The organism is Fibrobacter sp. UBA4297 (assembly GCF_002394865.1).
In the GTDB taxonomy this organism is placed as follows: Bacteria; Fibrobacterota; Fibrobacteria; order Fibrobacterales; family Fibrobacteraceae; genus Fibrobacter.
The window spans coordinates 22,792-38,176 of record NZ_DGUZ01000019.1 but is presented as its reverse complement, the minus strand read 5'-3'; the positions used below and the strand labels follow the sequence as shown (position 1 = coordinate 38,176).

The 15,385-nt window shown below is 48.9% G+C and carries 4 protein-coding genes; all 4 read right to left on the bottom strand.

Translation table 11 applies throughout. The annotated features are described in order from the left end of the window. Window positions 1-6: 6 nt before the first annotated feature. Window positions 7-381, bottom strand: coding sequence for a response regulator (locus B3A20_RS10895; protein ID WP_072826897.1), 375 nt, complete (start codon window positions 379-381; stop codon window positions 7-9). After that, window positions 381-2,672 carry an ATP-binding protein gene (locus B3A20_RS10890; RefSeq protein ID WP_290764650.1) on the bottom strand — a complete coding sequence of 764 codons (2,292 nt, stop codon included), beginning with the start codon at window positions 2,670-2,672 and terminating at the stop codon, window positions 381-383. The genes B3A20_RS10895 and B3A20_RS10890 overlap by 1 nt, the downstream gene beginning before the upstream one ends. Window positions 2,673-2,774: 102 nt before the next feature. Continuing rightward, entirely contained in the window at window positions 2,775-8,672 is a 5,898-nt protein-coding gene (locus B3A20_RS10885; protein WP_290764648.1) for a glycoside hydrolase family 9 protein, read from the bottom strand. A 70-nt stretch (window positions 8,673-8,742) separates the two neighbouring features. Continuing rightward, entirely contained in the window at window positions 8,743-15,204 is a 6,462-nt protein-coding gene (locus B3A20_RS10880; RefSeq protein ID WP_290764646.1) for a glycoside hydrolase family 9 protein, read from the bottom strand. Between the last annotated feature and the right edge of the window lie 181 nt (window positions 15,205-15,385).

The window sequence follows — 15,385 nt, the reverse complement described above, 5'->3', positions numbered from 1 at the left end:
ACGCTATTACGAATGTGCTTTGATGATCTCGTCAACCTTGTTGCGGAGCAACTGGAGGTCCAGCGGCTTGCTGAAAATTGCGGCTACATCGAAATGCTGTGCCGTAGCAAGGTAGTCTTCGGCAGATGTACGGCCACCACCGCTAATCGCGATTGTGCGGTCGCTCATGCCCATACGGCGGAGGTCAAGGACAACTTCAAATCCATCGCCTTCCGGCATGATGATATCGGTGATAATCACATCGTACGTATTTTTCTGGTAAAGCGACTTAGCCTTCTTACCGTTGCATGCAGTATCGACAGTGTAACCTTTCAATTCCAGTGCTGACTTCAACATGAGGTTGAGTTGAGCGTCATCGTCAATGATGAGTATTGTAGACATTAAGCCTCCATTTTCTCGTTTCTTATAGGCCAATATAGATAAAAAATAGTTCCTTCGCCCAAGGTTGTTTGTACAGTATAGCCCGCATTGCCTTCTTTTAGCAGTCTTAATGCCGAAGACAAGCCCAAACCGAGGCCTTCACCTGGCGCCTTGGTCGTAAAGAATGGTGAAAAGATGCGTTCAAGGGTCGCCGTATCCATGCCTGTGCCTGTATCCTCGACTGTAATTTTGGCGTATGTGCCTGCGTCAATCTGTGGGGCGTAAGGCGTGATTAGCGGTTCCGTAAGCACTTCGCGATTGAGTGCAATCGTAAGCGTGCCGCCATTTTCCTTCATGGCAAAAATAGCGTTGTTCGCAAGGTTACTGATAATGCGGTCGAGTGCAGAGACGTTTCCGACGATGCGGATGTTCTTGTCGAGGTTGTCGGCCTTGACCTTCACGTTTGGCGGGAGCGTAATCCAAAGCTTTTTCACCACGTCGTCGATGATCATGTACGGCGCAAATTCGGTAAGAGTGTTCTTTTCCTCGGTCTTTCCTCGGATGGTATTTAAAAGTTCCTGTAGAGAATCCTTACCGCGTGTGGCTGCCTTACGCGCTTCCTGGATGAACATATATGCTTGGTTTTCCTTGTCAAGAACTTCAAGGGCTAGGTCGCAGAAGCCGATTTGTGAACCGAGAATGTTGTTGTAGTCATGTGCAAAGCCTCCGCAAATGGTGCCCAGTTCTTCGAGCCTTGAGTGGATGTGCTTTTGCTCTTGCAACATGTCGCGCTCTTTTTCGAGGCGCATCTCATTAGTAATGTCAATCTTGATACCGATAATTTTATACGGCTTGCGCGGCGCCATAATTGGGATGAACATGTTGTTGAAAATCATGATATCCTTTGCGACGCCCTTGCGGACAGCTTTGTTGTAATCGTCTTGCGTTAAAATTTCAATGTCTTCTTCTTCGTTGTTTTCGTTAAACGATTTTTTTATTCGTTCATAAGAGATGAAACTTTGTGGTTCACCTTCGTTACGGGCCAAGAGTTCCTGCGGCAAAATCTTGTTGTCCGGTTCGGATGTCTGTAGCAGGTTTCCGCGATTCTTGATGTCGTTTTGGTTCTGCGTCATGAACACGCCCTGCTCGTTCTTGGACCAAAAGCGGAATGGGAGCGTGCTGATAAGCGTATCCAAGAAGTACTTGCTTTCATCGACCTTCTTTTTCCAGATGTTCAAGCGTTCTTGATAACGGATTTGGTCAAGCTGGTATTCCTTGAACTGCTCGTCACGTGTTTTAATAATTTGTTGATAATGCAGAGTGTTGGATACATCGCTAAAGAAGGCTACATTGTAATTTGTTGTTAATGATTGGCGAATCTGGAAAATTGAAACATTGAAAATATGGTCTTCGTTGTCAATTTTGATCCTTATTTTATTGTAAGTTGCTTCGCGTGTGGGGTCTTGAATCTGCGGAAAAATGGATGAAATTTTTTTATTGTGGATAGTCTCTTGCGTTGTGTGCAAAATGCTGAGGGCGGCCTGATTTGCAAGCTGGATTTCGCCTTTGTAGTTATAATAGATAAGGCCATCCATCATTTTGTCTTTTAGCTTGTCTAAAAACCAGGAAGCACTTTTGTTCTTGAATGAAACCGATGTAAAGTATTGCCCGGAAAGAATTGCAAGGAACACAGAAATGAACTGGGTCCATTTTAGAAACTGGTCAAACTTGTTGAATTTCGTTGAAATAGGGAGGACAAAGTCAAAAAGGGCGGCCAGTGTCACAAAAAACATAAAGGAAGTTAGCATGTAAATGCTGACTTGCTGGGGGAGCGTTGTTTCGCTAGACTGTACGATGTTGCGGAGCATGATGTAGGCCGTCACGATCAGGTTTGGGACTACGAATACGCCAAACAGCAACGAATAGAAACTGAAGTAAGGTCTTTCAGCAAACGGGTGGTAACTAAAAAAGTTGAAGTTTGCAATAGAAGAAGGGTCCTTGATGAACAGATAGGACGAAAGGACAACGGCTAGAGCCCCGAAAATGTTCATGAGCTTCCAGCCGTTCTTTCGCTTTATCTTGAGGCTTATTTCTGCTGTATGCTGTATGGCATTTCCAAGCTGTATCCATCCTAGAGCGGCGGCAGCAAAGATGATATGCCTTGCTGTATATGCTTTGGTGCCTGCAATAAAGTTGTCTCCGCTAAAGAATATGTCGCCAATCAAGTTGCTCGCTTGCCAGAAAATGCTGATAATCACTAGCTGGTGGATTGAATTTGGAAGCTGCTTGACTGACGTCTTTTGCCCAAGCATTATGGGAAAATAGCATACGATGATTAACGCCACTACAGATAGCGCAATAACGTAAGGTGAGCTTGTAAACAGACTCTCTTGCATATTTTCCCAAATCCTTTGTTACTTTGTTCTCTTGATGCCGAATGTCTTTGTCTGTTCGAAGGAATTCTTCGTCGAGAAGTTCTGGATGATTTTTGGATCACCCTTGACTTCGGGATTGTTCATGTTGGGCGAGAACGTTGCGTCGATTGTTGCCTTGTAGATGAATGCGCCCGTGCCAACCGCTCTGTCTTCCTTGGTGCGGATGCCTGCGACACCCTTGTTCGCCCATTCGATGGCGAATTGCACCAGGTTGTTGCTGGAGAGGTACTGCTTGGGTTCTACATTGAAGGTGCGGTTAAAGCGATTGACAAAACTGCCCAAGTTCGAATATATCGGAATATTGAACTTGACAGCGAGCTTTTCCCATGCGCACTCGTCACCGAGCGATGCCCCTCGAGGAACCGTGAGCGTTACATCAAAGATTGCACCTCCAATATCTGCGGAGTCGATTCCCGCGAGCGTGACCTTGTCGCCCTGGATAAGGTCGAACTTGCCCGTTGTCACATTCTTGATGTAGAGACGCATAGTCTCGTCCACATTCACCTTTGTACTCTTGCTTGAACTTGCATCGGTAACGGTTTCGCGGAGCTTGACATCGAACTTGACTCTCGGTGCGCCATTGCCGTTGACAAGAATCCACGGAACTTCAAATTCTGGATAGTTGCCGTTAGCATCCTTGAACGAACTTGTCATTCCAGAACCCATTCTCACAAAGTCACCTTCCATGATGGTACCGGAACGTTCCGCGGCATAGAGGAGTGTAATTCCTGCGTTGCTATGCGTGAAGCTCCAGCTGGTGAACGAACCGTTCTTTGCCGATGAGTAGGTCTCACCTCGCTTGTGTCTAAAGTAATCCTGTGCGGAATCGGCGACGACGAGCGGCTCGCTAGCCATGATGTTCACGATGTCATTTGTACCGGCTTGGTTTATTTTAGCTGAAACGTAGACCGGACCGACCTTGTCTTCGGCAAGGACGGAGTTTGTTTCGGTTGCTGCACCGGTTCCAAGGTACTGCGTGACTAGGCCTGCGTTGACAAGCATTTTGCCACCAGGGGTTGTTCCTTCGTAGTTGCCGGCAGTGTTGCCGAACTGGAAGGGCTTCTCAAGGTCAATGGAGAGGTTTTCTCCGTTGAAAGCGTACTTGCTCTTCTCGACGGTGAGTGTTTCGGGATTTGCCATACCGAAGATGATTTCCAGTTTTTCTGGCGTGTGTTTTTCGTCAAGTGGCTTCTGGAATGTCACATCGACATGGCTTGCGTAACCGTTTTGGAACTTGTCTGTTATGACGGCGTATGTCATCGGGATTGGCAAAATCTTCAGGAGAATTTCGACTTTTTCAGGCGTGCAGATTCCTGCGACTCCGTTGCCATTCAAGTCGGTAATCGTTCCTGCCGGATTGAGCTGTCCCCACATGCCTGCGGTAACTAGCGAGACGTTGCCTGCTCCAAACGGAATTTCAAAGTCCCAGATGTTTTTTGCTTCGTTATAAATCTTTGCGGATAGGACCGTTGGTGCCGTGGCTGGGGTTACTCCGTCTGCTCCATAGAGAATTAGCGGGAAGTTTGTGCCCGGTGCAGAAATTGGCTCGCTGAATTGCAAGTAGAGATGGTCTGTCGTAGAAGTATCCTGGCGTTCGAGAACCGTTGCCGAAAGGAGTGCCGGCGGCATTCCGTCAGAATAGGAGTCATCGACTGTTTTGACTTGTCCCTGAATGTTGCTGGTGAGCGAAATCTTTCCGGTTGCATTCGTTACAATTTCTTTCGGCGCGTTGATATCGACGATGAGTGACTTGCCGTTCTGAGATTTCACTTTATCAGAGGTAATCGTTTGATTACCGTAAGAGAATGAGATCGCGGTAAAGCTCTGGTTTGCCTGGTATTCTGACGAGAGTGTGATATCCATGGCATCAGGAATGTGGTCGCAGTTCAGGTCCACAAGCTTTGCAACATCGATAATCGGCCAAGGCGGCAGTTCTTCAATGTTGAGTTCTGCTGTTGCAGGCGTGTAGGCGTAATCTTTTGTATTCGGGTGTGTTGCCGAAATGATTGTTTTTACGGCAACCTTAGAGCTTACGTAAATTGTTGCAACTCCGTTGTAAAGAGTAATTGTCGTTACAGGAATCGTCGCAGCCGGGTCTGTAAAGAACTGTATGTTCGGGTCTTCACTGATCAAATCTACGTTCAAGTTCTTTTCGTCTTTGAGAAGTTCAAGGGTGCTGTCGAGGAGCGAAATCTGCACTTCAATGAACTTATCCTTATAGCCGACGATGTTGCTCTTGTCGAATATGAGGTAACGTTTTTCGAGAGGCTTTGTAATACTGTCGATTTCGACATTGGTGCGGACAACGGCGCAGGCGCAGTCATACTTATTTTCGGCCTTCTGGTTGGCATTTCTGTTGTGCCAGCTGACCCATTCCATATAGTTGTTGCCGTAGGCGAGTGTCGTGTCTCCGCCGAAGGTGATGGCGTCTGTGCGATTTGATTGGGTGTAAATGAATGGGTACGGATTGCCGTTCATTTCAACTGCATCAAGCATGCCGTTCGGCGAAACCTTGCTTGTCGCGAGGTAAGTCGTCTGCGGATTTTCTTTTTCGATTGAGTGAATGGGGCTTACGAACGGGCTTTCAAAAGCGATGTCAATGGTACGTTTGACTTGCGGTCCTTTCTCTGGTGTGTAGTCTGGAGCGTAACCATAAACATATTTGCCGTGGTAGTAGGCGGTTACATAATATGTTCTGGTGAACGCCTTTTCTGTTTTTCCGTTGACGGTTTCGACATACATGTTGGAATTGGACTCTTCCTTGTAAAGAGGTCCGCGGGTTAAATCGATGCCTTTGAAATAGGCTGGATCATCGTCGCTTGTGTGCGGTCTCAATGACCAGCTATTATCGAGTTCCCCGTATGTTGGGTTTACGATAAATTCAAAGAAGTAGCTTCCGGATACAGCGAGTTTACCCTCAATATGGACTTGCGTGTAGTAGCCATTTTCTACAGATCCATTCATTGATGTCACATTATATGGGACCGGTTCTTCGAAAACGATGGTGGGCCAGCCAACTGCTTGACCTGTACCGTCCCAAATGGACTTGTTGTTGCTGGCTCCTCTGACTGGGACGGGGAAATAGAATCTCATATCGAGATCTTCATAATCGACCGTATCCTTGTTTGTAATGAAGACGAGGAATGTATTGCATTTTTTCCAGTCCGAGGTGTTGGCACAGCCGTCTTTTTTGAGCGGCTTAATGTAAATTTCCATTTCGACTGTCGTTGCGTACTGCTCTGTCGTGAATGAGTATTCCTCAGAGGTTGTCTTACCCGAGGATACGGTGAAATAGTAAGTTGTACCTGGTTCAAGCCCTGTAAGGATTGCTTCGTGGAATAAGGCTGAACCGCCATTGGCGATATTATGTTCTGTGTAGGTGCCTTTTGTTTTTCCGTAATGAATCGTTCCATCGAGGCGGTCGGAACTCCACCAGTAAATCTTTGCACTGCGGTTATCGACCTGGCAAATGGTGACTCCACTGATTGTGGTGGCGGTCGAGGTCATGGTAAACTTGTACCAATATCCATGGTTGTCGTCAGTAGAGATATTGCCTTTCTGGTCAACACCTTCGAGGAAGAAGTAGTAGGTCTGGCCAGGAACAAGTCCTGTTAGCGTTACGGAGCCTTCTATGACGGCTTCTGTCATTTGAATGGTCTTTGCCGTAGTAGAGTTTGGTGTTGCGTCATAGGTAACGGTCACTAGGGCGAGTTCATCGGTCTTCCAACTGATAATTGCCGTAGAGTCTGAAGTCGGGATGCCGACAACGTCACTGAAAAGAGGTCCGTCGTTGTCGGGAGGAAGCTGTTCGGCGAGGCTTTGTGCCGGGAAAAGGAACTGTGCCGAGAAGTCGATACATGTTTCGGTCGATGTGTATTTGCTCCAGTCTTCGATCAAAGGCAAATTGGGCGCGCGGCCACCCATCAGAGCGCCAATGGGGCACTTGTATTCATAGGGCATACCGCCTGCGTTGTATCCGTCCGGATTTGCGGAACGGTTATGCGGGTGCTGTGGGTTCTTGTCGCCTGCGCCAAGCAGCAAGGAAATATCCCAGGGGTTTGCGCCCAAAACGTAATACATGTTGTCAAGAGCCACTTTTAAGTAGCGTTCATCCTTCGTGAGTTCGTACAAAAGGAAAACGGCCACTGCAGAACCCATGTTGTATCGCATCACGCCCCAGTCAAAGGATGTCCACACCAGGTTGTAGGGCGGTTCTACATGGAGCGAAGAACTGCCTTCGCGGGGTTCTTCATTGCCAGATCCCGGGTAAAAGACTGCGACGGAATCACCGTTGGAGTTCGTTTCGACCTGCTTGCGGAATGCCGCCATGACGCGCTTGGAAAGAGCATCTCTTTCCGTTTCGTTAATATTGAATTTTGCTTCGTATTCTGGGTCGTTCAAGATGAGCTTTTGCATGGCGAAAAGCACGTATGCAAAAAGGTTCTGGTAGTCTGTTGCCCAGGAGTTGTTGAAGCCTGGACCCGTGCCGAGATAGCCTGCTGGGAAAAACGCCAAGTCGTACTGTGCTGTGGAATTGATCATTCCATTTTCGTTCATGTCCGTATTCTTGTACAGGTCGTAGGGGTAAATCGTGTCGCCGGTAGCGTACCAAAGCGAAACTGCTGCTGCCGCTGCGTCGTCTTCGCAGAGGCCCATGCCGCTATAGTAGCCCTTTCCGTTGAAGTATGGGGTCTGGTTTTCGTATGTTGTTGCCTTGCCGCGTCTTGCGCACTTGTCGTTGGCTTCGTACTGTTCCGTGTACGTGATGAATGTTGGCCTTACTATTTTGTCATAGATTGTCTTAGCGGCGTCAAGCAATTCCTTGGAGTAACCCGGATTGATAAACCTGAAGCCTACTGCGACGTTTGCGAGTGTTGCTGCATAAATGCCTGCGACGTTTGTGCCGATGCCCTTCAATACGAGGCGGTCTGGGCCGCCTTTTTCTTGTATTTGCATGTCCTGTTTCTCAGGCACATCCCAGTATCTGTGGTCCCAGTCGCTCATGCCGACGGTGTGGTACATGTCGCCTTTTTCGATCAAGCCGTCTGCGACGGAGGCGTTATAGAGCTTCAGAATGTAGTCGGCACCGACCTTTGCTTCGTAGAGAATGTCCGGAATGCCGTCCTTGATTGTGTCGCCATAGGAATTGCCGAATCGGTCTTCAGCCTTGTCCTGGTAAGTGAGGTAAACCATGGAAAGTACGTATGCGGCATAGCCGACCGTTTCTGCGACTTTAAAATGGTCCCCGCAATCGTGCCAGCCACCGGTCAAATCGTGACCTACAGCCGAACCGTCTTTCAGGTGGCATGCTCCATGGAAATGCGACTTGGTATCGCCGCAACGCTGGATGCCAAAGAACATCAACGACTTTTCGAGAATGGAATTATAGATATAAGGGCTGATGTGGAATGTCGCTGAAGTATCTTTCCCGACAACGATGAAGTATTCACCTACTGTAGATAAGGAGGTGAAATCTGCTCGGTAGAGTGTTTCCTTAGCATCGGTTGTATCTCCAAGGAATCCCATGTCCTGAATGGAGTTGAAGGCTTGCCTCACCATGATGCCCGGCTTTGTGACCGTGCCGATTAAGGAAAGGTTTCCGCCACCGGGGACTTCCTTGCCGCTATTGGCGTCAATGACCTTGAACGTCATCTCCTTCGGGTCTGCAACGTAGGCGTATTTGTAATGCTCCGGCTTGAATCCGCTTTGGTTCAGGCGGATGGGGCGCCTGTTGAAGACGTTTACCGTATCGTTGTACTCGCGGGAGCAGGTTTTACATGTCCTGTCAAGGTTGGGGAGGGTATGAATTTGAGCTGCCGCTGCAAATTCAAAACCGAACAGGGCAAATAAGAATATGATGCTAATGAGTTTTTTCATACTGCTTCTTTTTTTATTCAAAAAATAAAGAGCCGCCAGGACTACAAGTCCTGGTGGCTAATTGCGTAAATTACTTTCTTCTCTTGAATCCGAAAGTCTTCGTCTTGCTGTCGGAAGCCTTCTCTGCCCTAGCACCGACTTCAGAGCACTTCGCCTTGTAGTCGTTGCTGGATTCGTCGAATGTCGCTGCGCAGAAGGATTCTGCCGTGAAGTCAAACTTCGCGATGTAGGCGCCGGTACCGATCTTGTTGCCCTTCTTGGCGACCGGCGCTTCGTTGTCCTTGGCGGCCCATTCCAGGTTCAGCCTGAGGGAACCGTTGTCGACCAGCGGTCTTACTGCTGCAAACTTTTCCTTCGGGATTTCGAACTTGTACGTGTTGATGTACTGGCCGAGGTTGTCGTAGAGGTCTGCGACTATCTTCAGGTGCATGTCGTACAGCGGCTTGCCATCGCGGGTCGTGAAGCTTGCGGAAGGCATCATGACCTCGATTTCGAAGTTCGGACCGGAACCGTGGTATGCTGCGGTGTCGACCTGTCCGAGGACCGTTCCATCGCCGTTCACGAAACTGTACTTGTCGCCGGAGACTGCCGTCAGCACGAAGGCGTCATTTGCAGTCGCTTCAGGACGGCCGGCATAGGCGTAAAGCTTAGGCGTCGTGACAGGTTCCGTGAGGTTCACTGCGAAGCGGATGTTATCGTCGCCGGTGATGCGCACGTAGGGGTTTGCAATCGTCGGGGCTATGTTTACCTTGTCGACGTAGGCGGAGCCGAGAATCTGCGGGACGAGGCGTACGCGGTCGCCAGCATGGAACACGTTGTCCTTCTCGTTGTAGATGAACAGCTGGGCCTTGCCTGCGCCGTTCGGTCTCACGGCCGGGATGTACTCGTCGCGTTCACGTTGGATGTACTTGCCCGTCTCGAGTATAGTGAGCGGTTCGGACATGTTGACGGTGAGTGTCCCGTTCTTGATCAGGCGTGCCGATGATATGACAGGGGCGCACTTGTCGTACAGGGTGTAGCTCGTTTCAAAGAAGCCGTTTGCAGCGCCCTTGAGCGGAGAAACCGTTCCATTGCCATCTTTATCGCCGCTTGTAGAACCATACGGGTAGGCGAGATTTGTCGGAATGGTGATTTCGATGATGCTGTAGGTGTTGACGGAATCCTTTGTAGTAACCGAGTCAATCTGAATTGTGAACGGAGCCGAAGCTGTATCGCGGATGGTCCAGTAGCTTTCCTTCGGCACGATGACGCCGCCGGTCGTATCTGCAGTCGTAATGAAGCTGCGTGTGATGCCCGGGTCGCCCCAGACGGTCACGATACTATCAAAGACATCCTTAGGCTTGAGCTTTCTTTCGAACATGATGTAGACCTTGTCCGGAATGCCATCGCCTTCGATATCGATCATTTCCGCATGGTAGACCGGGACCGGGCGAGAAATGAGCGTTACAGGAACACTCGGTTTGCAGCCGACCGGGTTAATCTGGTTGAGATTCTGGTCGGTAATCATAAACCCGCCTGTGGTTTTGGCGCTAGCCAAAGCTCCAATCGGCACAAGCGTATTGTTGACGTTACCGCTGATAACCAACTGCCATGTCTTGCCGTTGTTCGTTGTCGTCGGGGCTGCAGCAAGAGTCGGTGCACTTGTTGTACCTGCAATCACGAGCGGCCATTCGTTCAAGGTCGAGAAAATGACCGGTTCCGAGAAGGCTATCATGACTGTATCGAGACCGCTATTGTCGTTGTCCGATTTTTCAAGGATGGACACGCTCACGAGAGTGGGGAGGATGCCGTCGGCAATCTTCGCGTTTTCGGCATTTGCAATACCGCGGTCAGCAACGTAGGTCGTAATCTTACCAGATGGATTAGCGTTAGTCGGAATAAGGCTTGTGTCAAGGGCAATGAGAATTTCGTTCTTGTCCATATAGCTTGCGGGTACGAGCGGAACGCTAACCGTATCGCTCATGCCTTCGATAAAGTACCTGATGCTATCCAGCGGATAATCAATGCTGAGCTTGTTCGTGAAAATGATTCTAAGCTGGTCGGCCTTGTTGTCGCAGTTGCTGTCTTCGGCGAGAACTGTCTGCGGAGACGGAACCTTGGATTCGGCGTAGAATGTCTGTTTGGAGATGTCTTCTTCGTCATCCGGGTCGGTGTAGACAACCTGGATCGTATCGCCTGCGAAGAACGAAATTTCGGAAGTCTGGTTCCTCGTTTCCTTGGAATGGTTGACGGCGGTAATCGGACCTCCGATAAAGTGGCCCGGATTGGCGGCGTCTGCCGTCAAGGTGACCTTGAGGACATCGTTCTTCTTGTTGTTGAGAACCTGGACTTCGAGCGTCTGCACGTTGCCCTTAATCTTATCCTTGTCCATCAAGTCGATAAAGAATACTGTGCCTTCGGTATTTGCAGGGCTTGTAATCGGATTGCCTGCAGCATCCTTGATGACAAGTGTCGAGGCTGTAGCATCGCCCTTCGAGAAGTTGATGTAGTAGGTTCTGTTTTCAAATGCGCAACCGCCATTTTCGGCACATGTTTCGCATGTGGGGTTTGCACCTGCAAAGATGGTGATGTCCACCTTCTTGGAGCCAATGCCCATCTTGACAGGAATGTCGAGATCCCACATGTCCGTTGCCACATCGTACTTGGCGATAATGTCGGTACCGGCTTCGTTGAGCAACCACTTGTCGAGGCTGACGCCGTCGTTGAACGCCATGCCGCTGACCTTAACACCATTTGCCCAAATCTTGGTAATGTAGCCGCCTTCGGTCACGTGGGCCTTGCCTGTGACATGGACAATGCTGCTTGCCTGGTCGATATCAATATGGGAACCGTTAGAGACGTTGAATGGAGGATCAAGTACGATATCCATTCTGTAGTTGGCTCTCTTGTTTTCCATTTCCTTCTTGGACGGGCTATAGCCCCAGATGAACTCGTCCTTGCGGTAGACGGATACGTATGGGTTTTCTGCAGCGACGGTAAAGTCTATGTCACTTGCATCTTTTTCCTCACAGGACATGCCCGGATAATCCTTTTCTTCGTAATTTTCACGGGAGTGCGGCATCCAGCTCCAATCGCCCGGATTTTCATCAAGAGCTTCTTGGCTGGTAAGGTCTGTGACCCAGTGCCACTTGTTGTCGATATCGGAATGGCAGTAGAACTTTTTGTTCTGTGGTGGAATATCGAGCGGATCGTCTTGGCCCACAGCTCGGATACGAGCGACAAAGAGCACGTCTACGCGGAATCGGCTAGAAGACTTGATTACCGTTGGTCCTAGCGGGATGGGGAAGTACCATTGCCAGGTCTTGGTCTTATCGTCATAAGTATCTTCTATTTTGACCGGACGAACATGGCGGAAGCCTTCGTTTAATTGAGCTAAAGTTTCCTCATCGCATGGCCCATTGAAACCTCCTTCATCGTAGGCTTGGCAAATATCAGTACGGATGGCAACGTCGTCATAGAGATCGTCGTCGCCGCGCATGTACATGCGGATGGTCAAACTGTCGAACGCTCTGGCTTCGTTGTTTATGATGTTCATGTTGATTGCTGGCTTGCCTGCCCATTCATACTGGTATGTTCTCACGCTGAAGTCGTACCATGTGACTGGTGTTGTAAACTTGAGCAGGTTGCCGTCGTCATCGACGGTAGACTGAGCTCCGTTACTTTCGACCATGAAGTAGTAAGTCGTCTTTTCCTTGAGGCCGCCAATCTTTACGTAGTGGAACTGCGTCGGGATGCCAGACACGTCTGCGTTACCAACGCCCGAATTGTAGGCGAATTCGTTGGCGCTTGAGTGGGGCTTTGTATCCCAGTAAATCTTGGATTCGTATTCGCCGTTCGGGGTGTACCACATGATTTCGGCACTGTCGCCGCTAATGTTACAGACGGTCACGTTTTGAATGTTGGCGTTTTCAACCGTGCTGAGCGTTGTGAATGTGAACGGCGTCTGAGTGCTGTCGACAAGGAATTTGGTCTTTGTGTTTTCTGGCTTGTAGGCATTTGCACCAGTGACATAGAAGTAATAGGCAGTTCCTGGTTTCAAGTCGCGGAGGATGATATCGTGCTGGACACCAGCGCCTTCGCTTGTTGCGTTCAAACTGTACTGGCCTTCCTGTGTGCCGTAAGAGATTGTTGCTGTGCCGCGCTGGGTAAGCTTGACGGTCACGAGTGCGGAGTCCATGCTCACGTGGCGGATTTCTACGCTGATATCTGGAGCGGCTGTCTTATCCACATCCTGTGCGACTAACATTGTGCTTCCGACAAGTGCGGCGGCTGCGTCGATACATACTTCTGATATTTGATAACCTTCCCAACTTGTGCCACTAGTACCGCCTCTTCCCAGAGGATCCCATGCAACACCTGCTTGAACACCACCCAATAAGGCTCCAACAGGGACCTTGTACGGGTAACCTGCACCAGGCATGTTTTTGCCTTCGGGGTTTGCTGCACGATGGTGTGGGTGGGCGTCGTTCTTGTCGCCAATACCATAAATAAAGGATATATCCCACGGGTTCATGCCTAACATGTAGTTCAGCTGGTTGATGCCCAACTGGAACATTTCTGTCGATTTCCAGTTCTGAGCTCCGTTCTGCGGAAGTTTTACACCTTCCAAATCCTTTGTTACATCAGCGTAGGTCAAGACGTCAATGGTATTTCCCAACTGGTATCGGTTGTAAATCCAAGGCTGTTGTGTCTTCATGGTGTACCACAAAGGTTCATACTTGACGGTTCCGTCAGAAGTCCATCCACCGCCTTTAGGCAATACGATTGATTCTGATGCTCCATCTGTGTATGAAACTGCAGAAACGTTAGTGCTCATTGTGTAAGCAATGTCTTCTGCATATTCTAGGCGCCTGTTGTTGTCGATGCCGTAAGAGGCTGCTGTTGCTTCATCTTTAAGAATCAATTTGTAGAAAGCATAGAGAGCATAGGTAAAGGTGCTTGCCCAGTCCGTGTTTGCTCCGTCCTTAAAGAAACCGGCTTGCTTGAAGGTGAACCAACCACCGCGGAAGAATCCTTGAGGGTTGCTATACGCAAAGTCTAACTTGCTTTGACCACCTCTCAAAGCGGGATTTTCAGCGATATCGTAAAGGTAGGTTGTGTCATGTGTGGCGTAGAGGAGAGCCACAGCTGCCAAAGCCATATCGTCATGGTAAACGGTAGAACCGCTATATGCGGGTGTGTTTACTATTGGGTCTGTGTTATTCTTGAATTTTTTGCCTGTCGCTAAATCCTTACTGAAGTCGTACATCTTTATAGCGACTTCCAAACAGCTATCTGCGAAGGCTTTATATTCCGGATATTCGGAGAACATCTTACCTACGATAGCCATGCTGGCTGCAGTTTCACCACCGACACTAGAACCAATTTCTCCAAGACGAACAGCTCTTGCTGCTGGACCGCCTCTATCGGTTGCGGATGCAGAACCATCAACAGGCAACAAATCCTGATTTTCAGGTTGGCCCCACCAACCATGGTCGGGACCGAAGCTGCCCACAGAAAGTGCCATGTCGTCAATCACGCCCTTGGCTCGAGCGTAAGCTTTCAAAACGAAGTCAGCACCGTGTTTTGCTTCGCGGAGCATGTCGGGAATACCGTCCGTATTGACGGTTTCGCCCTGGTTATAGGCATAGACGTCCATGTCTGCATTGGGGTTTGTTGCCGCCATCACAGCGGCAACAGCCGTGGCATACATTTGGGTTTGGGATTCCTTCAAATGGTCACCGCAGTCGTAATAACCACCAGCAAGCGTTCCTGCAAATTCTGGGTGGTATTCGCCTCTGGCTTCGTCTTTACCAACAACAACACCGCCTGCACCGTCCTTGGTATGGGAGGGTTTTCCTTTGCGGAACCAGGATTCTGCGTACCCACTACGGTTGATGCCGTAGAACTTGAGGGCCGCATTGCGGACCATGGAGTAAACTTCATCGCTTACAATGAATGTACTTGAAATTTCGTTACCGACTTTAATGCGAAGTCGGGTTTTGGTAGGTACACCTGCTGGAATATTTCCGATTAGGATTGTCCCTGTCGGACCTTTAAAATTGATCTCGTAACGCAGCTTATCGTTGGTGGCTGCGTTGGTGCCTGCAACAATACGCCAACTCGATGAGGTTGTTTTTGTGCTAGGCTTGAAGGTTCCTTTGACAGCTGGAGACAGCGATTTGCCGTTGACATCGACAACTTCGAACGATTCAGCAGTACCTACGTAGAAGAACTGCTTTTCTGGATCTTTCTCGAGATATCCCGCCTGATTGACACGAATGGGGGATATGTGCATGTTCATGGCATCTAAGTATGCCTGATTCAGTGTGTCGGGAACAAATGCGTTGGGAGCGTACTGTGGTGGAGTAAGCTTCTTGGGCAGCATGTTCTTCTTTTTGGTGACCGATGTATCAAAGTTCTTAAAAACGGTCGAGTCCCAGGTCAATGGGAAAACAGGGCGAATCAAATCATACGGAGTGGGTTGTTCCTGCTGTGCACTTACCATGGATGCTGCGGCACACAACGCCAATAGATACTTCTTGATACTCACATCGTCTCCTTTACAAATGTAAAAAGCGGGCAAAACATGTCTTGCCCCCATTTATGGTCTCTCAATATCCTAAAATAGATTATTTATGTCAAAATGTTTTACGATGAAAGCTTTTTTGTTCTCAAAATGTACTCTGTTTAGGTGTTTTTTAGCTATTTGTTTTTTGTAAAAAAAATCAAAT